The sequence below is a fragment of the Kribbella sp. NPDC056345 genome, assembly GCF_042262745.1.
In the GTDB taxonomy this organism is placed as follows: domain Bacteria; phylum Actinomycetota; class Actinomycetes; order Propionibacteriales; family Kribbellaceae; genus Kribbella.
Genome location: NZ_JBHJQQ010000014.1, coordinates 83469 through 108397, shown reverse-complemented (window position 1 = coordinate 108397; position 24929 = coordinate 83469). Strand labels below are relative to the sequence as shown.

24 protein-coding genes are annotated in these 24929 nt (G+C 68.5%); 9 read left to right on the top strand and 15 right to left on the bottom strand.

Features of this window, described 5'->3' with window-relative positions:
• Nucleotides 1–9: 9 nt before the first annotated feature.
• The 3 genes from ACFCV3_RS35325 to ACFCV3_RS35315 form a co-directional block, all read right to left on the bottom strand.
• Complete coding sequence (locus ACFCV3_RS35325; RefSeq protein ID WP_376037854.1) at nt 10–1038, bottom strand: DUF1707 domain-containing protein; 1029 nt, start codon at nt 1036–1038, stop codon at nt 10–12.
• Nucleotides 1039–1152: 114 nt separating this feature from the next.
• The gene (locus ACFCV3_RS35320; RefSeq protein ID WP_376037852.1) at nt 1153–1848 is read right to left on the bottom strand and encodes a MarR family transcriptional regulator; all 696 of its coding nucleotides are present in this window, start codon (nt 1846–1848) and stop codon (nt 1153–1155) included.
• Between the two features lie 10 nt (nt 1849–1858).
• A complete protein-coding gene (locus ACFCV3_RS35315) occupies nt 1859–4288 on the bottom strand; it encodes a beta-L-arabinofuranosidase domain-containing protein (RefSeq protein ID WP_376037849.1) in 2430 nt (809 codons plus the stop codon).
• A gap of 89 nt (nt 4289–4377) precedes the next feature.
• On the opposite strand from ACFCV3_RS35315, the gene ACFCV3_RS35310 reads away from it, so the two are divergent.
• Nucleotides 4378–5352, top strand: a complete 975-nt coding sequence (locus ACFCV3_RS35310) for a LacI family DNA-binding transcriptional regulator (RefSeq protein WP_376037847.1) — start codon at nt 4378–4380, stop codon at nt 5350–5352.
• Here the strand turns inward: ACFCV3_RS35310 and ACFCV3_RS35305 are convergent.
• The 5 genes from ACFCV3_RS35305 to purS form a co-directional block, all read right to left on the bottom strand.
• The gene (locus ACFCV3_RS35305) at nt 5341–5820 is read right to left on the bottom strand and encodes a DUF1707 domain-containing protein (protein WP_376037844.1); all 480 of its coding nucleotides are present in this window, start codon (nt 5818–5820) and stop codon (nt 5341–5343) included. The genes ACFCV3_RS35310 and ACFCV3_RS35305 overlap by 12 nt on opposite strands.
• Nucleotides 5821–5887: 67 nt before the next feature.
• Nucleotides 5888–8149, bottom strand: a complete 2262-nt coding sequence (gene purL / locus ACFCV3_RS35300; protein ID WP_376037841.1) for a phosphoribosylformylglycinamidine synthase subunit PurL — start codon at nt 8147–8149, stop codon at nt 5888–5890.
• Nucleotides 8139–10217, bottom strand: a complete 2079-nt coding sequence (locus tag ACFCV3_RS35295; protein WP_376037840.1) for a hypothetical protein — start codon at nt 10215–10217, stop codon at nt 8139–8141. The genes purL and ACFCV3_RS35295 overlap by 11 nt, the downstream gene beginning before the upstream one ends.
• A complete protein-coding gene (purQ, locus tag ACFCV3_RS35290) occupies nt 10217–10885 on the bottom strand; it encodes a phosphoribosylformylglycinamidine synthase subunit PurQ (RefSeq protein WP_376037837.1) in 669 nt (222 codons plus the stop codon). The genes ACFCV3_RS35295 and purQ overlap by 1 nt, the downstream gene beginning before the upstream one ends.
• Nucleotides 10882–11133 (bottom strand): phosphoribosylformylglycinamidine synthase subunit PurS, encoded by a 252-nt coding sequence (gene purS, locus ACFCV3_RS35285; protein WP_376037835.1) that lies wholly within the window; start codon nt 11131–11133, stop codon nt 10882–10884. The genes purQ and purS overlap by 4 nt, the downstream gene beginning before the upstream one ends.
• Before the next feature lie 116 nt (nt 11134–11249).
• On the opposite strand from purS, the gene ACFCV3_RS35280 reads away from it, so the two are divergent.
• The 6 genes from ACFCV3_RS35280 to ACFCV3_RS35255 are packed head-to-tail and all read left to right on the top strand — an operon-like array spanning nt 11250 to nt 16274.
• The gene (locus tag ACFCV3_RS35280) at nt 11250–11780 is read left to right on the top strand and encodes a PadR family transcriptional regulator (RefSeq protein ID WP_376037833.1); all 531 of its coding nucleotides are present in this window, start codon (nt 11250–11252) and stop codon (nt 11778–11780) included.
• A complete protein-coding gene (locus tag ACFCV3_RS35275; protein ID WP_376037830.1) occupies nt 11777–12448 on the top strand; it encodes an ABC transporter ATP-binding protein in 672 nt (223 codons plus the stop codon). The genes ACFCV3_RS35280 and ACFCV3_RS35275 overlap by 4 nt, the downstream gene beginning before the upstream one ends.
• Nucleotides 12448–13791 carry an FtsX-like permease family protein gene (locus ACFCV3_RS35270; RefSeq protein ID WP_376037827.1) on the top strand — a complete coding sequence of 448 codons (1344 nt, stop codon included), beginning with the start codon at nt 12448–12450 and terminating at the stop codon, nt 13789–13791. The genes ACFCV3_RS35275 and ACFCV3_RS35270 overlap by 1 nt, the downstream gene beginning before the upstream one ends.
• Nucleotides 13791–15122 carry a hypothetical protein gene (locus ACFCV3_RS35265; RefSeq protein WP_376037825.1) on the top strand — a complete coding sequence of 444 codons (1332 nt, stop codon included), beginning with the start codon at nt 13791–13793 and terminating at the stop codon, nt 15120–15122. Before ACFCV3_RS35270 ends, ACFCV3_RS35265 begins: the two co-directional genes overlap by 1 nt.
• A complete protein-coding gene (locus tag ACFCV3_RS35260; RefSeq protein WP_376037822.1) occupies nt 15122–15742 on the top strand; it encodes a CDP-alcohol phosphatidyltransferase family protein in 621 nt (206 codons plus the stop codon). Before ACFCV3_RS35265 ends, ACFCV3_RS35260 begins: the two co-directional genes overlap by 1 nt.
• A 43-nt stretch (nt 15743–15785) precedes the next feature.
• On the top strand, nt 15786–16274 hold the full coding sequence (locus tag ACFCV3_RS35255; protein WP_376037820.1) for a hypothetical protein: 489 nt from the start codon (nt 15786–15788) through the stop codon (nt 16272–16274).
• Here ACFCV3_RS35255 and ACFCV3_RS35250 read toward each other — a convergent pair.
• Entirely contained in the window at nt 16271–17146 is an 876-nt protein-coding gene (locus ACFCV3_RS35250; RefSeq protein ID WP_376037817.1) for a phosphoribosylaminoimidazolesuccinocarboxamide synthase, read from the bottom strand. The genes ACFCV3_RS35255 and ACFCV3_RS35250 overlap by 4 nt on opposite strands.
• A 59-nt stretch (nt 17147–17205) precedes the next feature.
• The gene (locus ACFCV3_RS35245) at nt 17206–18318 is read right to left on the bottom strand and encodes an FAD-dependent monooxygenase (protein ID WP_376037815.1); all 1113 of its coding nucleotides are present in this window, start codon (nt 18316–18318) and stop codon (nt 17206–17208) included.
• Between the two features lie 51 nt (nt 18319–18369).
• On the opposite strand from ACFCV3_RS35245, the gene ACFCV3_RS35240 reads away from it, so the two are divergent.
• The gene (locus ACFCV3_RS35240; protein ID WP_376037812.1) at nt 18370–18963 is read left to right on the top strand and encodes a TetR/AcrR family transcriptional regulator; all 594 of its coding nucleotides are present in this window, start codon (nt 18370–18372) and stop codon (nt 18961–18963) included.
• Here ACFCV3_RS35240 and ACFCV3_RS35235 read toward each other — a convergent pair.
• The 3 genes from ACFCV3_RS35235 to ACFCV3_RS35225 are packed head-to-tail and all read right to left on the bottom strand — an operon-like array spanning nt 18941 to nt 22639.
• The gene (locus ACFCV3_RS35235; RefSeq protein ID WP_376037810.1) at nt 18941–19396 is read right to left on the bottom strand and encodes a hypothetical protein; all 456 of its coding nucleotides are present in this window, start codon (nt 19394–19396) and stop codon (nt 18941–18943) included. The two genes, ACFCV3_RS35240 and ACFCV3_RS35235, sit on opposite strands and share 23 nt — an antisense overlap.
• A 25-nt stretch (nt 19397–19421) precedes the next feature.
• The gene (locus ACFCV3_RS35230; RefSeq protein ID WP_376037807.1) at nt 19422–21425 is read right to left on the bottom strand and encodes a glycosyltransferase family 39 protein; all 2004 of its coding nucleotides are present in this window, start codon (nt 21423–21425) and stop codon (nt 19422–19424) included.
• On the bottom strand, nt 21413–22639 hold the full coding sequence (locus ACFCV3_RS35225) for a glycosyltransferase (RefSeq protein ID WP_376037805.1): 1227 nt from the start codon (nt 22637–22639) through the stop codon (nt 21413–21415). Before ACFCV3_RS35225 ends, ACFCV3_RS35230 begins: the two co-directional genes overlap by 13 nt.
• A 146-nt stretch (nt 22640–22785) precedes the next feature.
• Here ACFCV3_RS35225 and ACFCV3_RS35220 point away from each other — a divergent pair, with 146 nt between their 5' ends.
• A complete protein-coding gene (locus ACFCV3_RS35220) occupies nt 22786–24195 on the top strand; it encodes an FAD-dependent oxidoreductase (protein WP_376037803.1) in 1410 nt (469 codons plus the stop codon).
• On the opposite strand, the gene ACFCV3_RS35215 is transcribed toward ACFCV3_RS35220, so the two are convergent.
• Nucleotides 24178–24576, bottom strand: a complete 399-nt coding sequence (locus tag ACFCV3_RS35215) for a hypothetical protein (RefSeq protein ID WP_376037800.1) — start codon at nt 24574–24576, stop codon at nt 24178–24180. The two genes, ACFCV3_RS35220 and ACFCV3_RS35215, sit on opposite strands and share 18 nt — an antisense overlap.
• Nucleotides 24573–24929 (bottom strand): hypothetical protein, encoded by a 357-nt coding sequence (locus ACFCV3_RS35210; protein WP_376037797.1) that lies wholly within the window; start codon nt 24927–24929, stop codon nt 24573–24575. The genes ACFCV3_RS35215 and ACFCV3_RS35210 overlap by 4 nt, the downstream gene beginning before the upstream one ends.

Genomic DNA, 24929 nt, shown 5'->3' with positions numbered 1-24929 from the left:
GCCCCCAGGCTAATTCACCCTGCGGCGAGCCCAGGACCAGACCAGGTAGTTCCACACCACCGCTCCGCCGACAAGCAGCAGGCCGACCACGACATCATCTACGTCGTCGTGGCCGCTGATCAGCGCCAGCCCCATCAGCCCGAAGAACACCGACACGATGGACGTGCAGCCTGCCGCGCCGGACCGCCACCCTGGTGCGGGCTTCCCCGTCGACTCCCGGTCCAGCGACGGGGCCGGCAAGCCTTCGAAGACTGCGCCGAGATCGCGGCGCGTGGTCGCGGCGTACAGCAGGTCGGTCCGGCGCTGCAGCTCCGCGATGTCGATCCGCCCGGCTCCGAACTGCTCAGCCAACGCAGTGGAGCACACCTCCCGGTCGCTGTCGCTCAACAGCATCCTCGACGAGCGCACCACCGCGGCCGGGCGACGACGACGCTGCACCGCCTCCGTGGCCGCCGCACCCAGCACCTTCCCCATCGCACTCATCGGCGACTCGGCGAACTCGCGGACCAGCTTGAGCCGTCCGACCCCGCCCTCCGTCAGCTCGTACTCGGCCGGCAGATCGTCCTGCTCTACCCGGACGACGAAGGTTTCCGCGATCAGCTTGTCGAGGGCCGCCTGTACGTCGTTCGGCGGCGCACCGGTCCGCCGTACCAGCTCGGCCTGGGGCAGCGCAGCGTGCTCCAGCTGCTCGATCAACGCCTGCTCCAGCGCCGGATTGCCTTCCCGTGCTGGCGGTGTCTCCCCCGCCCAGGTCCAGGTGACCAGCTTCTGCTTCTCCGGCTCCTCCGGCTCTTCAGCCGGCGCCCGCCGCCACTCCTGCCCAGCCCGAGCCTCGGAGTACTCGCGATGCTTCTTCAGCCGCTTCACTCCCGTCATCGTCAGCCTGAAGGTCGGAGGCTCAACCCCCTGCGGCTGGCGGACCACGAACCCCCGCGCCACCAGCGGATCCAGCACCGACTGCACAGCCGGCTCCGAAACCCCGGTCCGCCTGGCCAGCTCGGCCTGAAGCAGCTCTCCCCCCTCCAGATGCGCCAACACCGCAAACTCCAACGCCGAGTTCCCCACCCGGATCCCCCTCCGTAGCCCCAGACCCTCATCCTCCCGCAGGACGAGGGTCTGCCGCTGCCTCACCCAAATGCCAAAAGCAGCAGTTCAGTGGCTGCGCCGCACCCACGAGCGGAGCTGTCGCCACAGCGGGACCTTGTCTACTGGGCGGGCCGGATGCACTGGCGACGACGGAGGTGACGGTGGCGGTAGCTGCTGGAGTGCGACGAACGCCAGGTTGCCGGATGCGCCGTCCGGTGTGGCAAGGAGGGTGCGGACGAACTGGAGCCGGCTACGACCGGCCGCAGTGAGGTAGTAGGTGTCCGGCAGATTGTCCTTGGGCCGCCGGCTCACGCACTCCCAGGCGACCAGCGCAGCCAGTGCCGGACGCATCGCCCCGACCGTCGTGTTGAGCCGCAGCACCAGCTCGTCCTGCGTCCGGCCGCCATGCTCCAGCTGAGCCAGTACGGCGTGCTCCAGCGCCGCCCGCTTCGCGGTGTTCACTGTCTGCCCTTGCCGGACCCGCTCTTGGGTGGAAGCTGACTGTTCCCAGTCAGCCGCTGCCTGCTGCTCGGAGAAGCCACGCAACCGCATCAGCCGCGTGGCTCCTAGAGCTGTTAGCCGATGACTGGTCGGCTCCCGCTCATCCGGATGCGCCGATACCAGCCCGTCGGACACGAGCTCATCGAGGAGGCCTTGCACAGCGCTCTTCGATGCTCCGGTCCGGCGGGCGAGTTGCGCGCAGATCAGGTCACCGTGTTCCAGATGCGCCAGAACGGCGAGCTCCAGCGCAGTAGTCCCCACCTGGACATTCTCACCCAAACGCTAGGTGCAAGAGGCCTCCGGAGTATGTCGGGCGCAACACTGCCTCAACTCGGACGTACTGCGCGCGTACTGGGGTGAAGGTGGTTGTGTTGGGGCGGTCGGGGGTTACGCCGTACGGGGTGGGGTTGGCGACTGGGCGCCAGGTGGTGCCGTCCAGCCAGAGGACTCGCCAGGAGGCTGGGACGCGGCACTGGCCGAAGCCGGTGTCGTCGAACCAGTACGCCGATGCCTGTCGAAGCTCACGCACTTCGCGGAGGTCGTACTGGATCCACTCCGTTGAGCCGCGCCGGTCCCACCAGGTGAAGCGCGGGATGGAGGTGTCTGCGGAGGAGGAGGGTAGGCGGCCGGCGTCGGGGGCCTCGAGCGAGTCGCCGTCCCAAACGTGTGAGGCGGTGATGCGGGTGCGGCGTCGCCACTCTGCTCCGGTCGACGCGACCTGCGGGAAGGAGGTGATGCGGAGCCGTGCGGCGCCCATGGGGATCAGAGTGACGGTCTCGTCCGGCTGGGTTGTCTTAGCTGGGCTTGGCTGGAGTAGGCCGACCACGTTCTCGCTGTCGGTCTCCCACTGCGGGATACGGCGCGCCTTCGTGGTCAGCGCCAGTGGCACGCCAGCGGTCGTGAACGGGTCCGCACCGGGCGCGGGAGTCCGCCGTACAAGTGTGAAACCCGCGTCTGGCACCAGACCGTAGTTCCACGGGGAGTCCGGGTGTACGGCGAGCTCGGGCCACTCCGTCGTACCGCCGATGCGCTCGTAGCGCTCACTGATGGCCAGGGAGTAGGTGAGCGGGCCACGGTCCACCGAGACCGAGTCATGGTTGTCCTCCCACTGCCGAGTGCGAACGTGCATCGGCAGCACCAGCTTCACGCGGTCGCCGGACCGCCAGGTCCGGTCGAGCTGGATCCAGCCGCCGTCCGCACGCACTCGGGAGCGCTCACCGTTGACGGTGACGGAGTACGCGTCCGCCCAGCCAGGGACCCTTAAATACAAGGGGAAACGGGAGTTGCCCTGCACAGTGAAGTTGATGGTGTCACCGAACGGGTACTCGGTGTCCTGCACGATGCTGACCGTCTCACCGCCGCCTACCTTCGCCGTCACCTTGCTGGCAGCGTAGAGCGAGGCGGCCAGGCCGTTGTCAGTAGTCGCCAGCCACAGCTCCTGCGCGTAGTACGGCCAGCCCATGCCGTAGTTGTGCGGACAACACCGGTACTGGCGGATGCCGTACTTGTAGGCCAGCATGGCGAACCCGTTCTGGAACTGCCCATGCTTGATGGTGTCGTCGAGCTCCACACTGTTCGCACAGGTGATGTAGTGCATCACCTTCTGCTGCGGGTCGTACGACGCAGTGAGCGAATTGAACGCCAGCTCCTCACACCGGTCGGCCCACACCGTCTCACCGGTGAAGCGGGACAGCATCTCGAAGCTGTGCATCAGCTCCACGATCCCGCAGGTCTCGAAGCCCTGCCGCGGGTCACCGAACCCCGGCCGTGAGTTCTCGTCCCCCGCGAACCCACCGCCCGGGAACTGACCGTACTGCCCCATCACCGTCGCATAGTTCCGGTACGTCGCCGCCCGGTGCTGCTCGTTGCCCGAGAGAAGCCAGTACTGCAAGGGCTCCCGGAACCCCTGGGCCAGGTTGACGTTGTGCCAGGTCGGAATGCCGTTGACGTAGTCCGCCGAACCGGAGTGCATCTTGGTCACCAGATCGAGCAGCCATGACTCACCGGTGCGGTTGTAGAGCCAGTACGCACTGTCGATGTTGTCACCCCAGCGGAACGCACCCCACGACCGGTTGAACACCTCAGGCGGCTGCGTGTTCTGGAACCGCAGGTACTTCGTCATGAACGGTATGACGCGCTGGTCGCCGGAGTACTCGTACCAGGACCGGATCGCAGCCAGCAGCGGCATCCCCGGCCAGAAGTCCGGCCCACCCTCCAGAGAGGTGCGCAGCCGGTCCGGACCGAACCAGCCGTCGGCCGCCTGCGTCCGAATGATGCCGTCGATCCACCGCTGCGCCCTGGTCAGTACGCCGGTGTCACCGGTGACGTAGCCGAGATCGCCGAAGCCGCGCAGCCAGTACGGCAGCTCCTCCCAGGCGTCCTTGGCCCGGTCGACCCAGCCGTTGGTGTCGTACACCAGGAAGTCGGAGATCTCGTCGTACCGGCCGTTGAGTCCGTTGACCTGCAGCTTCAGTTGCTGGGCCAGCCAGCCGCGGGCCTCGATCGCACCCGGCGGCAGCTTCTGGAACGGCACAGGTCGCAGCGGCGCCCGCTGCGGAACGTAGTGCCCGCCACGGCCGGCGGGTGGGCCGAGCGGTCGGGCGGCTTCGGCTGTGGAGGTCTCGGCAGCGCTCACGGCTGCCGCCGCGGCAAGAGTGACACCGAGGAATTCACGACGCGGCAGTCCCTTCGGAACGGTCATGGCAGTCCTGCTTTCGGGTGATTCGAGGGCGGACGATCACGCGAGCACGGAAACACGGCACACGTTTTCCGTGCTGCTAAAGTAGCACTATGAAGCGCCCGGCGGTACGGATCACGGATGTCGCGGCGCTGGCCGGAGTCTCTGCCGGCACAGCCTCGAAGGCGCTCAACAACACCGGCCAGCTCAGCCAGGACACGCGCGAGCGGGTACGCCGTGCCGCGGCCCAGCTCGGGTTCACGCCTGATGTTCGCGGCCGGGCCTTGTCGTCCGGGCGGACGTTCACGGTCGCACTGCTGACCACCGACAGCTCCGGACGGTTCAGCATCCCGATCATGCGTGGCGTCGAGGACGTGCTCAGTGCCGGCGAACTGGCGACCGTGTTGTGCGACACCCGTGACGACCCGCTGCGTGAGCAGAGCTATCTGCGGTCGATGGTGGCACGTGGGGTCGACGGCATCGTCGTGACCGGCCGTCGGACCGAGCCGCGGCCACCGATCGACGTACCGCTGCCGGTCGTCTATGCGTTGGCCGCGTCGACCGATCCGGCAGACGCGTCGGTGATCGTCGACGACGCTGCCGGTGCTGCTGCGGTCATCACCCACCTGCGCGCTCTCGGCCGCACGCGGATTGCCCACGTCACCGGTCCGGCGGATCACCGGTCCGCAGTAGAGCGCGCCCACGTGATGAGCGCACCTGGGGGCGAGCCGCTCTTCGGCGAGTGGAGTGAGCAGTGGGGGCGGCAGGCCACCGACCTGGTTCTGCGCAGCCACCCTGACGTCGACGCGATCACCTGTGGCAGCGACCAGATCGCCCGCGGCGTGTGCGACCGCCTCCGCGAGCTGGGCCGCGCCGTACCGGCTGAGATCGCCGTCACCGGCTACGACAACTGGCCGGTGATGGCGCTTGCCAGCCGGCCGCCACTCACTTCGGTGGACCTACGGCTCGAGGAGCTCGGTCGCCGAGCCGCTCACCTGCTGCTGGACGCGATCGCCGGGAACCCGCATCACGGCGTACTGGAACTGCCCGCCCAGCTGGTCCCGCGGGAGTCGACGCTAGGAGCCTGAGGTCTGCCCTCGGCGAGCCCAGCGGAAGGCGACGGCTGTCCACAGGAGGGCCGGGACGCCGAAGATTGCGGCTGCGACCTCACGGCCGAAGATCAGGAACGCGAGGCCGAGTAGGAAGAACGGTGCGGCCAGCCACACTGCGCCAACGAACGCGGCCCAGCGCCAGCGTCCCGTCGGGCGGGGTGTCGGCCGGTAGAGCGACGGTGTGGGCAGGCCAACGAAGATCGGCTGCAGGTCGGCATGCGTGACCGCCTCGTGCAACCGGTCCACGCGCAGGTGCAGCTCAGCCTCGTCCAGCCGCCCCACGGCGAACTGCTCGGCCAACTCGTCCGTGCAGATCCGCCGTTCCTCGTCGGTCAGCCGGATGTTGGCCACGCGTCGCCGCGCCGCGACCACCCGCGCCTCCTGCCCGGCCGCCGCCGCCCGACCCATCAGGTCAGCCGGCTTCACCGGTCGCCGCTCCACCATCCGCCCCACCTCACCCTCGTCCTACGAGTGTGCCAGACGATCGGGCAACGCCAAGTTCCTCTAAGGGTCAGGCCAGGGCGGCGGGGAGGGTTGCGGTCCAGACTTCGCGGAGTTCGGTCAGGGGGATCTCGAACTGGTCCTGGACGTCGAGGGTGTCGCCGGTGATGACGCCGATCTTGGTGTGCGGGAAGCGCCGGGCGGTGCACATGTCGGTGAACCGGACCTCTTCGGTGCGCGGTACGGCGACGACCGCGCGGCCGGCGGACTCCGCGAACAGGAACAGGAACGGGTCCAGGTTGTCGGGCGCCCACACGCGCGCACCGACACCGCCGCGCAGTGCCGACTCGACCAGGGTCTGGGCGACCCCGCCGTCACTGACGTCGTGGGCGGCGTCGATCAGGCCGTCCCGGGACGCGTTGATCAGGATGTCGGCGAGCTGCTGCTCAGCGGCCAGGTCGACGGCCGGCGGGCGGCCACCGAGGTGACCGTGGACGACGTGCGCCCACTCCGAACCGGACAGCTCCTCGGCGGTCTCACCGAGCAGGTAGAGCTGGTGACCCTCCATCTCGCCGGTGAAGCCGATCGGCGTACGGCGGGTGACGTCGTCGATGACACCCAGGACGCCGATGACCGGCGTCGGAAGGATCGCCACCTCACCGGTCTGGTTGTAGAACGAGACGTTGCCGCCGGTGACCGGGATGCCGAGCTCCTTGCAGCCGTCGACCAGGCCGCGGATCGCCTCGGTGAACTGCCACATCACGTCCGGGTCCTCGGGGGAACCGAAGTTCAGGCAGTCGCTGACCGCGACCGGGCGCGCGCCGGTGGTGGCGACGTTGCGGAAGGACTCGGCCAGTGCGAGCTTGGCCCCGGTGTACGGGTCCAGCTTGGCGAAGCGGCCGTTGCAGTCGGTGGAGACCGCGACGCCGAGACCGCTGGTCTCGTCGACCCGGATCATCCCGCTGTCCTCGGGCTGCGCGAGCACCGAGTTGCCGAGCACGTACCGGTCGTACTGGTCGGTGATCCAGGACTTGTCGCACAGGTTCGGCGAGCCGACCAGCTGCAGCAGGGTGTCCCGCAGCTCGGCCGAGGTCGTTGCGCGCGGCAACTTCTCCGCAGCGTCGGCCTGCAGGTCGTCCTGCCAGGCCGGCCGCGCGAACGGACGGTTGTAGACCGGGCCCTCGTGTGCGACGGTCTCCGGCAGTACGTCGACGACGCGCTCACCGTGCCAGTCGATCTCCAGCCGGCCGGTGTCGGTGACCTCACCGATCACGTCGGCCTGGACGTCCCACTTGGCGCAGATCTTCAGGAACTCCTCGACGTTGGCCGGCGTGACGCAGGCCATCATCCGCTCCTGCGACTCACTCATCAGGATCTCTTCGGGAGACAGCGAGGCGTCCCGCAGCGGCACCTTGTCCAGCGACACCCGCATGCCACCGTCACCGGCGCTGGCCAGCTCCGAGGTCGCACAGGACAGGCCGCCACCGCCGAGGTCCTGGATGCCCTCGACCACCTTGGCCTGGAAGAGCTCCAGCGTGCACTCGATCAGCAGCTTCTCCATGAACGGGTCGCCGACCTGGACCGCCGGCCGCTTGGTCGGGCCGCCTTCGGCGAAGGTCTCGCTGGCCAGGATCGAGACCCCGCCGATCCCGTCGCCACCGGTCTTGGCGCCGTACAGGATCATCTGGTTGCCGACGCCGGTCGCGTTGGCCAGGTGCAGGTCCTCGTGCCGCATCACGCCGACACAGAGCGCGTTCACGAGCGGGTTGCCGATGTACGTCGGGTCGAAGACGACCTCGCCGCCGATGTTCGGCAGGCCGAGGCTGTTGCCGTAGCCGCCGATGCCGGACACGATCCCCGGGAGCACGCGCTTGGTGTCCGGAGCGTCCAGCGGGCCGAAGCGCAGCGGATCCATCACCGCGACCGGGCGGGCACCCATGGCGATGATGTCGCGGACGATGCCGCCGACCCCGGTGGCCGCGCCCTGGTAGGGCTCGACGTACGACGGGTGGTTGTGCGACTCGACCTTGAACGTGACCGCGTAGCCCTCGCCGATGTCGATCACGCCGGCGTTCTCACCGATCCCGGCGAGCATCTTGCCGGCCGGGGTCTCCTGCGGGATCTCACCGAACCGCTTGAGGTGCACCTTGGACGACTTGTACGAGCAGTGCTCGCTCCACATCACCGAGTACATCGCCAGCTCACAGCTGGTGGGACGGCGGCCCAGGATGTCGCGGATCCGCTGGTACTCGTCCGGCTTCAGACCGAGCTCGGCCCACGGCTGCTCGACGTCCGGGGTGCTCTCGGCGTTGGTGACGGTGTCAGTCGACACTTTTGGACTCCTGCACTAGGTGGGACTCAGGTGAAACGGTACTGGGCTGCCCGGTACTGGCCTGCTGAGGGGCGACCAGATGCGCCACCAGCAGTGGTACGGCGAAGCCGGTCATGATCGCGGGCAGCGCGACCCCGGCGTCGTTCAGGAGCATGCCGACCAGACCACAGGTCGACAGCGCCAGCAGAGTCGGCCGGATCATCGGCAGACTGGTGTAGAAGTCCCGGTACGCCGGGAAGGGGACCCGAGCGGGGAGCACAGTCGCCAGCATGGCGAGCACCACCGCGACGAGCATCGCCCAGCCGGCCGGACCGTTGAAGAACGCGACCGCCATCTGCAGCTTGCGGATCAGCACGTCACTGACGTCACCGTCGAGCAGCCGCGCGAAGAACGTGCCGAAGTGACTGCGCTGGTCCGCCGGGCGCAGATAGTCGAGGAAGGCAACCGCAGTCACGGCCAGTACGCCGGCTACGCCCACACCGATCAGTGCGCGCAAGGTGATGCTGCCGCGCCAGGTCAGCCAGGCCATGAGCAGCACCGCCGGGGTCAGCGCGATAATGCCGCCGAAGTCCGTTCCCCAGCCCGGTCTGCCGTCCACGACGATCGCAGCGCCGCCGATCGCGAGCACAGCAAGGGCCGCCTGCACTCTGCTCTTGTCGATCAGCTTCTGCGCGACCCAGCCGGCCACAACGAGCGCTGCGACCGCCAGAGTGGCGAATGTCGAGTTCCCGAAGCCATAGAACCGGCCACCGATCACAGGTCCGTCGGTGAACATGCTGCCGAACTGCAACGGCGTACCGAGCACACCGTCGACCAGGAGGATGGCGTAGGCGGCCAGTGCGATTCCCAGGAACGCATAGCGCTTCAGGAAGACCTGGGTGAGCACTGCGAACAGCGCACTGATGCCCAGAACCACGCAGTACAAGGAGAAACCAGGAGACGGCCAGCGCCACCAGACGGTCGCGGTGGACAGGAAGACCGCGATGAAGAAGCCGCCCTGGGTCAGCAACGTGAAGGTGAAGGTACGGCGCGCGCGGGGGCTCCGGGTGAACCAGAACCAGGCCAGCGCGAGCAGCTCAGCCACCAGGATGGTCATCGACACCGCAACCAGCATCGGCCGCGGCTGCTTGAACCGTTCATTGGTGTCGAGCCGCTCCTCGATCACAGCGGCCGCATCGGTATGTGGGTCGCCCGAGACGCGGATCGTGTTTCCGTCGAGAGGCGCGTTGACAGCTGGCTCGAGGGTCGGATCAACCAGCTGCTCGCCCTCGAGCACGGTGGCGGTGATGTCGGTGAGCTGGATCAGCCCGGGCCGTCGCGTCGAGTCGCTGGTCAGCCAGCGCGGCTCCCCGCTCGGCGGGAGCTGCATCGCCACCAGCGGCTGCTGCTGCGCGTTGAGGAGCTCCTGGCTGACGCCGACCAGCAGCACCGAGCTACCAGTCGCACGGGCTTGTGTGACGAGCTCGGCCACCTTCCGGCGCGCCTCCTTGCGACCCTCCCGCGGCGGCAGCGCACCGGCATCGACAATCGCGTCGTCGCAGGTGGTGCCCACGAGCTTCGCCGGATCGAAGGTCGGGAACCAGTGGTCGCCGACCGCACCGTTCACCCGAGCCACTGCGATCGCCGCCCCGGGACCGAACCCACAGAGCTGCTGCTGGTTCGCGCCCAGCCGGCCCAGCACTGCGCCGGTGTGGTGCTCGGACTGGCGGTCGATGTAGGTCTGCCAACCGCGCACTGCACCGTTTACGACGGTTGGTGTTTCACATGACTCACCGGGGACGCTGCCCCAGGCACGGGTCCCGGCGCTGATGGTGAGCCAGCCGTCGACTGGGCAGGTGTTCGGACCGGCGGACTTCACGGTGATCGAGCCGACGTTCGCCTGGTTCACCAGAGCGGTCAGCTCGGGGGACACCTTGACGTCGTACCAGGACAGCCCCGGTACGCCGATCACCACCGTCTGACCGTCATCGGCCGCCTGCGCGGGCGTCGTACCGGCGCAGGTCAGCAGGGCGGCGGTGGCGGCAAAGAGGGTGCGGAGCAGGATGCGCCGCAGCCCTGAGCGTCCCATCAGGAGGCGACGACGGCCTTCAGCACCGAGGTGAAGAAGCCCAGGCCGTCCGTGGTCGGTCCGGTGAGTGTTTCGACGGCGTGCTCCGGGTGCGGCATCAGGCCGACCACGTTGCCGCGCTCGTTGGTGATACCGGCGATGTCGCGGTACGAGCCGTTCGGGTTGCCGAGGTAGCGGGCGACCACCCGGCCCTCGCCCTCGAGCCGGTCCAGCGTGGCCTCGTCGGCGACGAACGAACCGTCCTGGTTCTTCAGCACGATGGTGATCTCGTGGTTCGCGTCGTAGTCGCTGGTCCAGGCGGTGCGGTTGTTCTCGATCCGCAGCACCTGGTCCTTGCAGATGAACTTGCGGTGGTGGTTCTTGATCAGCGCACCGGGCAGCAGGTGCGACTCACACAGCACCTGGAAGCCGTTGCAGATCCCGAGCACCGGGAGACCCTCACCGGCCTTCTTGATGATCGTCTCCATCACCGGCGCGAACCGGGAGATGGCACCGGCGCGCAGGTAGTCGCCGTACGAGAAGCCGCCGGGCAGGACGACCGCGTCGACCCCGTGCAGGTCGGCGTCACCGTGCCAGAGCGCGACCGCCTCGGCACCGGCCACCGCGGCCGCGCGGCGGGCGTCGGCGTCGTCCAGCGAGCCGGGGAAGGTGACGACCCCGATCTTCACTGTCCGTCCTCCACGTGCAACGTGAAGTCCTCGATCACCGAGTTCGCCAGCAGGGTGTCGGCGGCCCGGCGGATCTCGGCGACCCGTTCCTCGGTCGCCTCACCGTCCAGGGTGATCTCGAACCGCTTTCCCTGCCGGACGTCGGCCACGCCGTCGAAGCCGAGCCGGCCGAACGCGCCGTGCACCGCCTTGCCCTGCGGGTCGAGGATCTCGGGCTTGAGCATGACATCGACGACAACGCGGGCCACTGACTACTCCAGGTCTCGTTCCGGGGTGACGCCCTGAATCCTACCGACCGGGCGCCGGATTCCCGCATTCGCCGGACTATTCACTCAGTACATACACGCGGTGTATAGTCGTTCTCATGGCAACCGCTGAACTCGTCCTGGGCCTGCTTTCCGCAGGTCCTGCGCACGGGTACGACGTGAAGCGCGGCCACGACAGCTGGTTCCCCGACGGGCGCCCGCTGGCGTTCGGGCAGGTGTACACAACGCTGGGCCGGCTGGAGCGGGACGGACTCGTCGAGGTGGTCGAGAAGACCTCCGGCGGCGGTCCGGACCGGACGGTCTACGCACTCACCGACAAGGGCCGCCAGCACCTGGCCGACTGGCTGGTAGACCCGGTGCCGCCCGCCTGGGGCAGTGCGGACGAGGTGCTGCGCAAGCTCGTCGCAGCGGTCCGCACCGGCGGTGACGCCGCCGCCTTCCTGGCTCGGCAGCGTGCCAGTCACCTGCGCCGCATCCGCGAGCTGCAGGAGACCCCTGCCGGTCAGGACCCGACCTCCCCGATCGTCCGCGACTACATCGTCGCCCACCTTGATGCCGACCTGCGCTGGCTCGACGGCGCCCTCGAACGCATTGCCCTTGACCGCACTGCCGAGCAGGAGACCTCATGAACGCTCTTGAGCTGACCGACGTCGAGTTCGCGTACCGGCGCAACACGGCCCTGCGTGGCGTCTCGCTGCAGGTCAAGGCCGGGGAGATCGTCGCCATCACCGGTGCCAGCGGCTGCGGCAAGTCCACGCTGCTGCACTGCGCGGCCGGCATTCTGAGCCCGGACGCCGGTTCGGTGCGGCTGGACGGTCAGGACCTGGCGACCCTGTCGCCGGACAGGCGGGCAGAGCTGCGGCGGACCAAGATCGGTGTCGTCCTGCAGTTCGGCCAGCTGGTTCCGGACCTGCCGCTGATCGACAACGTCGCACTGCCGCTGCTGCTCGCCGGTCACCAGCGTTCCGAGGCCCACGTCCATGCACGCGAGTGGCTGACCCAGGTAGGCATCGAGGACGAGGCTGACGCCGTACCGTCCGAGCTGTCCGGTGGCCAGACCCAGCGGGCAGCCATCGCCCGCGCACTCATCACCGGACCGACCGTCGTCCTCGCAGACGAGCCCACCGGCAGTCTGGACAGCCGGGCCGGCAAGGAGCTGCTCGACGTTCTCGTGAAGACCGCCAAGTACCGCGGCGCAGCCCTGGTGATGGTCACCCACGACAACCTCGTGGCCGCTGCCGCCAACCGCGAGATCCGGCTACGCGACGGCGTCATCCAGCACGAAGTGGCCTTCTGATGACAGTCGAGACCCTGCTCCTGCTGGCCAGGTCCCGGACACCCGCGGACCGCAGCCGCACCCGGCTGACCGTCGGAGCCCTCGGGCTCAGCGGCGCGTTCCTGCTCGGCGCGCTCCGGGTGGCTCGGCTCGGTCGTGCAGAGTTACCGGCCACGACCTACAGCAACTACATCGCCGAGCCCGGTCTGCGGTCCGGACTGGCCGCGATCCTGGTTCTCCTGGCTGCGATCACCGCCGGCCTCGCCGTACAGGCCTTGAGACTCGGTACGGCGGCTCGCGAGCGCCGGATGGCCGCCCTGAAACTGGCCGGGGCGTCCAGTCGGCAGGTACGGCGGTTGTCCATCACCGACGCGGCCATGGCGGGGTTGGCCGGCGGTCTGCTCGCGGCACCGATCTATCTGGTCCTCAGCCTGTTCCTGAGTCTGTTGCCCAGAATGGCTCAGGTCCTGCCTCCGGTACAGCCGGTGGATGTGCTGACCTGGATCCCGGTGGTCGTGACGATGACCGCGGCCGGGGCGGTGATCGCCGCCGTACTGCACCGGGACGACCTCCTGCCGCGGGCCGAGCACGCGCTTGGGAAGGCGAGTCGCTCGGGAGTCGTCGCGGGGGTCGCACTCGTCCTCGTGGCAATGGTTCTGGCGCCCTTCCTCGGGTATGTCGCGACCACCGCGCTCGTGGTCGGTCTGGCCTTCGTCCTCTACAACCTGAACCGGGCGTGGATCCGGATCGTCGGTCGGCGGCTAGTCAGGTCCGGTAGCCCCCTCAACCTGCTCACCGGCGCCCGGCTCGTCACAGAGGCCCGGCCTGCGGCGCGGATGAGCACCCTGCTCGGCTGCTGCGGCTTCTTGATCGGTGCGCTCGCCAACGGCCTCATCGCGGTCGTGCTGTCGCGGGAAGAGTTCTTCGACAGCACGTTCCACGTGACGGGTTTTGCCCTGGCCATCTTCGCCCTGCTGCTGGTGACGACCGTTGCGATGGCCGCCCTGATCGTCGGTGTGGCCGATCAACTGGTCGACCAGCGCCGGCAGCTCGCCTGTCTGACAGCGCTCGGGATCGACATCCAGTTCCTGCGCCGGATGATCACCCGGCAGCTGAGCATCGTCGGCGCACCGGCGCTCGCAGTGGGGATGGGTCTGGGGATGCTGATCACCCTCGGCCGCGTGGTCGGCGGCTCGATCGTCGGTGACGAGCCCGAGCCGTACTACGGCATCTACCTGGTCGCGGCGAGTGCGGTCGCCGCCCTCGGCCTCGTTCTCGGCGTAGCCGGCGGCGTCCTGGCCGGCTTCCTGCTGCGCAACCAGCTGGAGGACGCCCTCGACCCCGAGAACTTGAGGGCAGCCTGATGAGCCTCTCGCTGAGCACCACCGTCCTACTCGCCAGGTCGCGGACGGCCGCCGACCGCAGCCGCATCCACCTCGCCACAGCCGCCCTGGCCTTCAGCGGCGCGCTGCTGATCAACGCCGTACACATCGCCTTGCTCGGATGGGGCGAGTTGTCCAAGGACCTCTACAGCAACTACGTCGCCGAGGCCGGCCTGCGTCCTGGCCTCACCGCGACCCTCGGAGTCCTGGCAGTGCTGGCGGGCAGTCTGGCGGTTCAAGCGCTGCGTCTCGGCACAGCAGCACGCGAACGGCGATTCGCAGCACTGCAGTTGGCCGGTGCGTCTTTGGGGCAGGTACGGCGGCTTTCGACCGCCGACGCGACTCTGATCGGTCTGGTCGGCGGGCTGCTGTCCGGTCCGCTCTATGCCGTGCTCACCGCGCTCTTCGGCGGACTGCCTCTGGTAGCTCGGGTCTTCCCCGGCCTCAGCCTCTCGGATCTCCCGGTGTGGATTGCTGTCGCCGTCGTACTCACCCTGTGTGGTGCGGCGATGGGATACCTCACCTATCGCGGTCCGTCGGCGAACAGGCAGGCATCCACGTTCCCGGTACCGACGGGAGTGATCGGCGGCTTGGCCTGCCTGGTGCTCGCGGCGCTGACCTGGTCACGGGTCCCCTTCTTCACGGTGCCCTTGATCCTGATCGGTCTGGCCATGCTGTGGGCAACCCAGGTCCACAAGCTGGCCGGTCCGGTCGGCCGCCTGCTCGGCCGCTCAGGTACTGCGGGGCAACTGCTGGCCGGAGCCCGCATCGTCGCCGACGCCCGGTCCGCCGCACGGATGGGTGGCGTCCTGCTCGGCTGCGCCTTCCTGGTCGGCGCTTTGGCCCACGTGGCGCTCTATACCGGCATCGACAAGAACGACCCCGACAGCCTTGGTTTCTACTTCGCCGGCTACGTGATGAGCGGGCTCGGCCTGACCCTGATCGCCGGGATCGCCCTGGCGTCACTGACTGTCGGCGTGGCGGATCAACTCGTCGACCAGCGCCGGCAGCTCGCCTGCCTCACCGCGCTGGGCGTCGATGCCCGCTTCCTGCGCCAGGTGATCCGTGACCAGATCGCCATGGTCGCGACGCCGGCGCTGATGATCGGCTGCTGTGCCGGGCTGCTGGTGGGCCCGGGTGGGTTGATCGGCTTTCAGGTCGACCTGCCTTCGGTGCCGTTCCTTGCAGCCGGCTTGGCCGGCTTGCTGCTGCTGTCCTGGGGCTTCGCCACCGGCGGAGCCGCTCTGGCCGGCTACCTGCTCCGCAACCAACTGCGGGATGCACTCGATCCCGAGAATCTGAGGGCTGCCTGATGGCCACTGTTCCTGTTCCGCTGTCCGTCCGGCCGGCCCTGCTGCTCGGAGTCCCCAACCGCATCACGCTGCTGCGGACCGTGGTCGCCATGGTGATCGCTGCCATCGCGTTCCGGACCGGTGCGCTGAGCTGGTTGATCGTCGGGTACGCCGCGTACTGGATCGGTGACATCGCCGACGGTGCGGTCGCCCGGTACCGCAACGAGGAGTCCGAGGGCGGTGCGGTCTTCGACATCGTCTGTGACCGGGCGTGCTCGTTCCTGCTGGCCGCTGCGTTCATGGCGACGTTCCCGCTGACCATCGGGCCACTGGCGATCTTCCTGGTGCAGTTCGGGGTCCTGGACACCATGCTGTCGCTGGCGTTCCTGCTGTGGCGCGGAACACTCAGCCCGAACTACTTCTACAAGGTCGACTACCCGATCTGGCTCTGGAACTGGTCCAAGCCGGCCAAGGCCGTCAACACCGCCGCAGTGGTCGTGTCACTCGTCATCGCGCACCAGACCGGCGCGCAGTGGCTGCCCTACACGATGGCGATCGCGGCGTGCGTGGTGAAGGTCGCATCGTCGTACCGGCTGATCGCGATCCTCCGCGGCCGGCAGTCTGCAGCCCCGCGAGTGTGAAATGTTCGTGATTGCTCAGGCAACAGCGCATAGCCTCGAGATCATGTGGGTGTGGCAGCTGTTGCTGGCGGTCGGCTTCGGGATCGGGTCCGCCATCATCCCGGTGATGAACGCCGAGGCGTACGTCCTCGGCGTGGGCGTCTCCGGTGCCCTCGACCCCGTGGTCGCGGCGATCGGGGTGTCCGTCGGGCAGACCATCGGCAAGGTGGCCATGTTCCTCGCCGTCCGCTACCGCCCGGGCTATGCGTCGCGGAAGTCGAAAGAACCCAAGCCGGTCGATCTGGACACCCGCTGGGGCCGGTTCGTGCAGTGGAACCGCGACGTCAGCAAACGCCTCCTCGATGCGATGAGCGACCGCCGCTGGGGCATCCCGGTCACGCTGCTCAGCGCCTCCGTCGGCATCCCACCCCTGTACGGCGTCGCCCTGATCGGCGGCGCCTCCCGGATGGGCGTGGTCACGTTCGGAGTGTCGGTGCTGATCGGCCGTGCCGCCCGCTTCATCCTGCTGGCGCTCGGCGTCGGCCTCTTCTAAGCGGTGAACGTCCGCCCGGTCAGCTGCTCGTAGGCCCCGATGTACGCCGAACGGGTGCGCTCGACCACCTCGTCGGTCAGCGGCGGCGGCGCCTCCCCGGAGTGCCGGTCCCACCCGGACTCGTACTGCAGCCAGTCCCGGATGATCTGCTTGTCGTACGACGGCTGCAGCCGACCGGGCTCCCACTGCTCAGCCGGCCAGAACCGGCTCGAGTCCGGCGTGAGCACCTCATCAGCCAGCACGATCGTCCCGTCCGCGCGCGCACCGAACTCGAACTTCGTGTCGGCCAGGATGATCCCGCGCTCCTCGGCCATCGCCCGGGCCCGCGTGTAGATGTCCAGCGTCGTCTCCCGCAGCGCCGCGGCCGTCTCCGCACCGACGGTCGCCACGACCGCGTCGTACGAGACGTTCTCGTCGTGCTCACCGATATCGGCCTTGGTAGCCGGCGTGAAGATCGCCTCCTCCAGCCGCGACGCCTCCACCAGCCCAGCCGGCAGCGGGATCCCACACACCCCACCAGTCGCCTGGTAGTCGAGCAGACCGGAGCCGGTCAGATACCCGCGCGCCACGCACTCGACCGGGAACATCTCCAGCTTCTCGCAGACCACCGCACGCCCAGCCACCTCAGCCGGCACATCGGTGGACAGGATGTGGTTCGGCACCCCGAGCTGCTCGAACCACCACAAGCTCATCGCCGTGAGCACCTTGCCCTTGTCCGGGATCGGCGTGCTCAGAATCCAGTCGAACGCACTCTGCCGGTCACTGGCCACCATCAGCAGCTCGCCCGACTCCAACTCGTACAGGTCGCGAACCTTCCCGGAGTGGATGTGCTTCGCACCGGAAATCTCAGGAGCCGCAGGTGGTGTGGTCACGAGGTCGATTCTTGCAGGCGGACCGCCACCACTGATCAACCGCGTCCCACGTGCCCTCGTCAGCGGTTGCTGGGCGTGGGCTTGGGGGCCCGGCGGGACTTGGTCAGTGCGGCGGCTCCGCGCACCGCAGTTCCGCCCAGCCACATCAGCGCGTCCCGCACGCCGATCGCGAGTGGGTTCTCCAGTTGGCCGAGGCGGCCGATCTGGCGGGAGCGTTTGACGAGCTGGGTGGCCGCGGGGCGACGGGCGGCGTCGTACTGGGTCAGGGCGGTGACTGGGTCGGGGGTGGAGGTGAGGTGTCTGGCCAGGGCGCCGGCGTCCTCGATGGCGGTGCAGGCGCCTCGGCCCAGGTTGGGGGTCATGGCGTGGGCGGCGTCGCCGAGGAGGGCGATCCGGCCGGCGGCGAAGGGGACGAGTGGGAGTGCGAGGTCGTAGATGTCGTTCTGGAGGACGGTCTGGGTGGTGGCCAGGAGTGCGGGGATGGGGTCGTGCCAGTTGCCGTATTTGCGGATGACCTCGGCGAGGTCGCCGCTCTGGCCGGCGGGCTGGTTGTGCGTGGCGTACCAGTAGGTGCGGCCGTCGATCAGCTGGGCGATTCCGAAGCGCTCTGCCGATCCCCAGGTCTCACCACCGTCGTTGGCCTTCGTCTCGGTGATACCCCGGTACGCCGTGGAGCCCGAGTACTGCGGTCCGGCGTACTGCGGGTAGAGCGCCGTGCGGACCACGCTGCGGAGTCCGTCGGCCGCAATGAGCAGGTCGGCCCGGAGCGAGCCGTTGACCAGCACCCCGGTGTCGTCCTGGGTGACGGTCTCGACGGTGTACCCGGTCCGGACGGTCACGGCTGGACCGAATTCGGCGGTGATCAGGTCATGAAGCTGCGCCCGGTGGATCATCACCGGCAGGTCGAGGCCGAGATCGGGCGCGGCGACCACCCAGCGGCCGTTCGGCTTGCGCAGGCCGAACGGGCCGGACGGCACGGCTGCCTGATCGACTCCCTTGACCCCGAGCTCGCTGAGTACAGCGGCCGCGGCCGGCCAGAGCGAGATGCCCGCGCCGACCTCCCCCAGTTCAGCCGCGCGCTCCAGGACCGTGACCTCCCAGCCACAGCGTTGCAGCGCCACCGCCGCAGTCACCCCGCCGATCCCCGCCCCCACCACGATCGCTGTCCTCATACCTCGACTCTACATTTGTAGAGGCAGGCTGGGAAGTGCGAGACTGCCGATGTGACGAAGCAGGTGCCGCTGGGGGCGGATCGACGGGATGCGATCGCCGACGCCGCGATTCGGCTGGTCGCGAGCCGCGGATTGCGCGGGCTCACGCACCGAGCCGTCGACAGCGAGGCCGGGCTGCCGCCGGGGTCCACGTCGTACTACCTGCGCACCCGCAGTGCGCTGCTGACCGCGTGCGTGAACCGCATGCTCGCCCGCGACGTGGAGACCGTCGCCCCGCCTCAGAGCGAGCTGCCGCCGAACGAGCTGGTGGTTGCGATGGTTCTCGGGCTCGCCGCCGAGCGACCGGACGACCTGATCGCGCGCTACGAGCTCTCACTGGAAGCGAGTCGGCAGCCCGAGCTACGGACCGCGATCAACGCAGGCGGGCGGCAACTGCGCGAGATGCTCGGCCAGCTGCTCGCGACCCTCGGCGTACCGGATCCGGAGCGGGCCGCGTGGCCGCTGGCGGCGATGCTGGACGGCCTCCTCTACGACCGCGTCGCCGGGGTCGGCTCGACGCTCTCGGAGGCCGACTTCGAGGACGGGGTACGGCGTACAGTCGCCGCCGTACTGGATGGGTTGGTCAGAGGCGGTCCGTCAGCGTGACCCAGGTGAAGTAGCCGGATCCCAGCAGTACGCCGATGTGGCCGAGGAGGGAGAGCCCGGCACCGGAGCCCCAGGCGTCGCCGCGGGTGTGCTCGGAATGTTTGCCCCCGCTCGGTAGCCAACGGGCCAGAAGCAACAATCCGACCACCGCCAGCAGCCACCAGCCGGCCAGCCCGAGGAGAGCGATCTCCCGGCGAAGGGTGAGCAGGGCAACGATCCAGACCAGCAAGGTGAGGACGCCCGCGGTGGTGTGAATCCGCAGCAGGGCAGCCGAATACCCGGCTACCCCGCTGGATCGGCCGGTGCCGTCGACCACTGCACCTCCGAGCCGGACGCGCGTCAACAGCACGACGACCGCACCGAGCGCGGTCAGGAACCAGGTGACGTTCGACCATTCCACCCCCAGATGCTTACCCCACTCCACACGTGTCACACCACCCCTTACGGGGAAAATGCTCCTAGTTACTGGTCGTGAGGTCGTAGACGGTGGTGGTACCGACGGTCTGAGCCTTGAAGTTCTGGGACACCCAGGTGGTGATGTCGGACGACGCACCGCCGCGCGCACCACCGAATCCGCCACGGGAACTGCCGACGAAGTAATGAACCTTGCCCTGAGCAACCAGCTCCTTGAACTCGGCCAGAGTGGGCGCGGGATCGGTCCCGTTGAACCCACCGATCGCCATGATCGGCACCTCGGCGGCGATCTGGAGTGGCGCGGCACCGTTCGCGGTCACCGCCGCGGCGGCCCAGGTGTAACCCGTCGAACCCTGCTGCAGCAGCGCTATCAGCTCGCTCGACACGCTGCTGATCCCGCCACCACCCAGGAATCCACCGCCGCCACCACGGGTCGGCGCTGCGCCTTGCCCAGTCGTCGCACCCGGCATGCCCATCCCGTTCCGCCCAGTCGTTGCACCGCCCGGCGCAGCCTGCCCATCAGGCCCTCCGCCACCCCCACGACCGCCACGCATACCGCCCATGCCACCAGCAACCGACGGCCCGGCCGTCGGCAACGCGCCAGCGTGAGCCGTCGCGATCGTGCTCACCGAGTACGCCGCCGGCCCGGCCAGCGCCGTCACGATCAGCAGCGCACCCGTGGCCAGCCCGACCCGTCGGGCCGTTGCCCGGTTGAGCCCGAGCTCAGGCACCATCAGCAGCGCGCCCGCCGAGATCACCCCGGCCACCAGCACGACCCACCGCAACCACGGATTCCAGGTCGGCGTCTCGTTCAGCAACGCGAAACTCCACCCGGCCGTGAGCAGGATCCCACCGGCAAGTGTTGCTCGCGGCAACCATTTGGTCCGGCGCCGCCAGAGCACCATCATCGCTGCACCGATCACCGCACCGATGGCCGGTGCCAGCGCGATCATGTAGTAGCTGTGGATGATCCCCTGCATGAAGCTGAAGACCAGTCCGGTCACCACCAGCCAGCCGCCCCACAGAATCGTGAACGCCCGAATCCGATCCGTTCGCGGCGCCTTCCCGGCAGCCACAATCAGTACGACGATCGCCAGCAATGCAGCCGGTAGCAGCCAAGCGACCTGCGAGGCGAACTCACCACCGAACAACCGCTGCACCCCAGTCGCACCACCCCAGCCGGGGTTGCCGGTACCGCCGCCGACCGATCCGGTCTCGTTCCCGTTCAGTCGCCCGAGCCCGTTGTAGCCCAGTGTCAGCTCGAGAATGCTGTTGGTCGACGACCCGCCGACCCACGGCCGCGCCGACGCCGGCACCAGTTCGACGATCGCGATCCACCAGCCGGCACTCACGATCATCGCGACTACCGCGAGCCCGCTGTGCACGATCCGCTTCCCGAGCGCGGACCTGCCTGCCACCAGATACGCCAGCCCGAACGCGGGCAGGATCAGGAAGGCCTGCAGCATCTTCGCCAGGAACCCGAACCCGACGAGAGCGCCGGCCAGCATCATCCACCGAGCCGCATGCTTCTCGGAATCGATCGCCCGGGTGACCGCCCACGCTCCGGCGCACAGCAGCATGATCAGCAGCGCATCGGGGTTGTTGAAGCGGAACATCAGTACGGCGACCGGCGTCAGCGCGAGGACGCCACCGGCCAGCAGTCCCGCGTTGGCCGAGAACCAGCGCCGTACCGAGACATAGACGAAGCCGACGCTCGCAACACCCATCAGCGCCTGCGGAACCAGCATGCTCCAGCTGTTGAACCCGAAGATCCGCCCGGACAGGCCCATCACCCACAACGAGCCCGGTGTCTTGTCGACGGTGATGAAACTCGCTGAGTCGAACGCCCCGAAGAACCAGGCCTTCCAGCTCGTCGACCCGGCCTGGACGGCGGCCGCGTAGTACTCGTTGGCGTAGCCGTTCTTGGACAGCCCCCAGAGGTAGGCGATCGCGGTGAGGACCAGCAACCCGCCGTACAGGATCTTGTCCCGGCTCAGCGTGAGTGGTCTGGCCACCACTCGGGGTCTGGACTCGGTCAGTGTCGCCATGTCAGTTGCTCCTGAGGTTCGAGGGTGGGGAGGGTGGGTGCGTCGTCGTTGAAGACCCAGGCCTGGAAGAGGCTGAAGCGGACGATGGTCGCCGCCAGGTTCGCGAGGGTCAGCACGGTCACCTCGACGCCTTGATGCGGTGCGGCCACCGCGGTGTGCAGCAACCACAGCGAGCACGCGGTCAGGCTCCACCCGATGCCGAAGGTGACGAGGCCGCGCAGCTGATGCCGCCATCTGCCCTCGACCCCGCGGACTCCGAAGGTGATCCGTCGGTTGAGTGCGGTGTTGCCGATCGCGGTGATGAGCAGGGCAAGCACGTTCGCGACCTGCGCCGGCATCCCTTGTCTCAGCACGAGATACAGCAGCGCGTAGGCCAGCGTGCTCAGTACGCCGACCGCGCAGAACCGCAGTACCCGCGCAGCCAACGCCGTCCGTGGATCGAGCACGCGCGGTCGCCCGTACGTCGCCCTGATCGGCTCGAGGTCGATCCGCGCCCGAGCCAGCCGCACGATCCCGCGCAGATCCTCGCCGACCGTCTTGGCGATCGCGACCCGTGAATCCAGGTCGTCGACCCAGTCCACCGGGACCTCGTGGATCCGCAGCCCGGCGCGTTCCGCCAGCACCAGCAGTTCGGTGTCGAAGAACCAGCTGGTGTCCTCGACGTACGGCAGCAGCTCGCGGGCCACGTCCGCCCGGATCGCCTTGAAACCGCACTGTGCATCGGAGAAGTGCGTGCTCAGCGTTGCCCTGAGCAACAAGTTGTAGGAGCGGCTGATGAACTCACGCTTCGGGCGCCGGACCACCCGCGACCCGTTGGACAACCGGGTGCCGATGGCAACGTCACTGTGCCCGGCGAACAACGGAGCCACCAACGGCAGCAACGCGTTCAGATTGGTGGACAGATCCACGTCCATATAGGCGAGCACGTCGGCCGTCGACTCCGACCAGACCTGCTTGAGGGCGCGCCCGCGACCCGGCTGCTCGAGCCGGACCACCCGGACCCCGGGCAGTTCGATCGCGAGCAGCGAACCGATCTCGTACGTCGCGTCGGTGCTGCCGTTGTCGGCGATGCAGACCTCGGCCGAATAAGGGAAGGCGGTGTCCAGGAACTCCCGCAACCGCCGGATGTTCGGGCCGAGGTCGTGTTCCTCGTTCTTGACGGGTACGACGATCTCGACCCGTCTCGAATCGCTGGGATGACCTGATGTCTGCATGACTTCGACTCTGTCGACCGAACCTTGGGTGGTCCCTGGGCACGGCTGGGAGTTGGCTGGGAGTCGCGACATGCGTGCGGCGGCGGAAAGATGACAGAGACCCTAAGGTGGCAGTTACTTTCATTTCCTGCCTGGGGGGCTGGTCAGTGGCTGAGTCGGTTGCGCAACGTTTTGCCCGGATCACGAGTGCCGAGCGACCGGGGAAACCGAAGGTCCTGATGGAGCGCGCGGTCGTGCTGGGCGCGAGCATGGCCGGTCTGATGGCCGCCCGGGTGCTCAGCGATCACGCCGACGAGGTGCTGATCGTCGAACGCGACACAACCGGCGACTCGACCGAGCCGCGCCCCGGCGTACCGCAAGGCAGTCAGGTGCACGCGCTGCTGCCAGCTGGTCATGCCCAGCTGGACCGGTGGTTCCCGGGGTTCTCCGCGGAGGCCTTGGCCGCAGGCGCGGTCAACCCGCCGCCTGAGCAGAGCCGGACCTACATCAACGGCGAGCTCCGGCCCGGACCGCCCCCGGGTTCGCTCGGTGCGGCGCTGATCAGCACCCGGCCGTTCCTGGAGTCGATGGTCCGCCGCCGTACGCTCGAGATCGGCAACATCCGGCTCGTGCACGGCCGCGCCGACGGGATCGAGCTCGCCGACGACCGGGTCACCGCCGCCCGCTATCAGCCCGACGGCACCGCCGGACCGGAGTCGCTCGTGACTGTGCCTGCCGACCTGGTCGTCGACGCGACCGGACGCTCCAGCCGGCTCAGCGACTGGCTCGGCGCGGCCGGGTGGCCGCAGCCGCCGATGCACCGGATGCCGATCAAGCTCAATTACGCGAGCGCACTGTTCCGGCGGGACCCCGAGATCTCCGACATCGGCGTCTCGATCGCGCAGAACCAGCCCGGCAGCGGCCGGCCACTCCGCCAGGGCGGCATTCTCGCGGTGGAGGGTGATCGCTGGCTGGTGCTCGTCGCCGGGTACGCCGACGATCGGCCGACGCGGGATATCGAGGACTTCCGGAAGCGGTGCCGCTCGGACTACCCGACCGAGTTCGCCCAGATCGCCGAGCACGGCGAACTCCTCGGCGAGGTGAACACGTACCACCAGGCCGACAGCCGGCGCCGGGACTACCACGAGCTCGAGCGGATCCCGGCCGGCCTGATCGTGGCCGGTGACGCGGTGGCATCCTTCAACCCGATCTACGGGCAAGGGATGACCTCGGCAACCCTGCATGCCTCGTGCCTGTCGGCGTACCTGTCTGCAGACCCGGACCTGAAACTGCCTGCCCGCTCGTACTTCGACGACGTCAACGTGGTCGTCGACGTCGCCTGGCAGCTCTCGACCCTGGCCGACCTCGCGCTCCCCCACGTCGACGGGCCGTACCCGCGCGGCTATCGGCTGACGAAGTGGTTCTCCAGCCTGATCTTCGCGGCAACGGCCAAGGACGACGATCTGAACGTCCAGTTCAACCGGGTCACCACCATGCTCGACCACCCGACCGCACTCGCCCGGCCGCAGTTCGTCCTGCGCGCGCTGCGGTTCGCGTTGCTACCGAGTTCGACGTAGCCAGAACAGCCCGAGGATCGGGAGCACCAGCGGGACGAACCCGTACCCCTGCCCGAAGTGCGACCACACGGTCGCATCCGGGAAGTCCTCCGGTACGGCGTAACTGAACGCACCGACCCCCAGTACGCCGATCAACTCGATGGCGATCGCGATCGTCGCAACGCGCCGGGAGAGCGTGGTCGCCTTGGCCAGCGCGAAGGTCGCAGCGCAGTAGATGACCGCCGCAAACGCCGAGAGCAGGTAGGCGATCGGGGCGTCGGAGAACTGAGTCGCGATCTGGACGCCGGCGCGGGCGGTCGCGGCCAGCGCGAACACGCCGTACACAAGCACCAGGATCCGCCCCGGCCCACGCCGAGTCGCGCCGGGATCCGAGCCGCTCATGCCACCCAGATCTCGTGGAGGCGCTGTTCGACGACCGGGATCACCAGGCAGGCGAAGGCGAGTGCGCCCGCACCCCACCGGCTGCTTTCGGCCAGCGCCCACAGCGCACCGATCGGTAGCACCAGCAGCCCGCCGACCAGGTAGCCGATGAAGAACGGTCCGGAGACATCCCGGTCCGTGCCGGTCAACTGGACGATGCCGACGACGAGCTGCGCCAGCAGGCCGACCTCGACCACGGCCAGTACGCCGAGGACCGGCCAGTCGATCCGCTTGTCCCGGACAGCCAGGACCGCGGCGTACACCATCGCGAGGAGGCTCAGCCCGACCAGGGCCCAGGTCAGCGGTTCGAACAC

Bases quoted from the DNA above. Each gene is read 5' to 3' on its own strand.
- ACFCV3_RS35315 (WP_376037849.1), bottom strand. From the start codon at position 4,288: ATGACCGTTCCGAAGGGACTGCCGCGTCGTGAATTCCTCGGTGTCACT.
- ACFCV3_RS35310 (WP_376037847.1), top strand. From the start codon at position 4,378: ATGAAGCGCCCGGCGGTACGGATCACGGATGTCGCGGCGCTGGCCGGA.
- ACFCV3_RS35305 (WP_376037844.1), bottom strand. From the start codon at position 5,820: ATGGTGGAGCGGCGACCGGTGAAGCCGGCTGACCTGATGGGTCGGGCG.
- ACFCV3_RS35295 (WP_376037840.1), bottom strand. From the start codon at position 10,217: ATGGGACGCTCAGGGCTGCGGCGCATCCTGCTCCGCACCCTCTTTGCC.
- ACFCV3_RS35280 (WP_376037833.1), top strand. From the start codon at position 11,250: ATGGCAACCGCTGAACTCGTCCTGGGCCTGCTTTCCGCAGGTCCTGCG.
- ACFCV3_RS35275 (WP_376037830.1), top strand. From the start codon at position 11,777: ATGAACGCTCTTGAGCTGACCGACGTCGAGTTCGCGTACCGGCGCAAC.
- ACFCV3_RS35270 (WP_376037827.1), top strand. From the start codon at position 12,448: ATGACAGTCGAGACCCTGCTCCTGCTGGCCAGGTCCCGGACACCCGCG.
- ACFCV3_RS35265 (WP_376037825.1), top strand. From the start codon at position 13,791: ATGAGCCTCTCGCTGAGCACCACCGTCCTACTCGCCAGGTCGCGGACG.
- ACFCV3_RS35260 (WP_376037822.1), top strand. From the start codon at position 15,122: ATGGCCACTGTTCCTGTTCCGCTGTCCGTCCGGCCGGCCCTGCTGCTC.
- ACFCV3_RS35255 (WP_376037820.1), top strand. From the start codon at position 15,786: ATGTGGGTGTGGCAGCTGTTGCTGGCGGTCGGCTTCGGGATCGGGTCC.
- ACFCV3_RS35245 (WP_376037815.1), bottom strand. From the start codon at position 18,318: ATGAGGACAGCGATCGTGGTGGGGGCGGGGATCGGCGGGGTGACTGCG.
- ACFCV3_RS35230 (WP_376037807.1), bottom strand. From the start codon at position 21,425: ATGGCGACACTGACCGAGTCCAGACCCCGAGTGGTGGCCAGACCACTC.
- ACFCV3_RS35225 (WP_376037805.1), bottom strand. From the start codon at position 22,639: ATGCAGACATCAGGTCATCCCAGCGATTCGAGACGGGTCGAGATCGTC.
- ACFCV3_RS35215 (WP_376037800.1), bottom strand. From the start codon at position 24,576: ATGAGCGGCTCGGATCCCGGCGCGACTCGGCGTGGGCCGGGGCGGATC.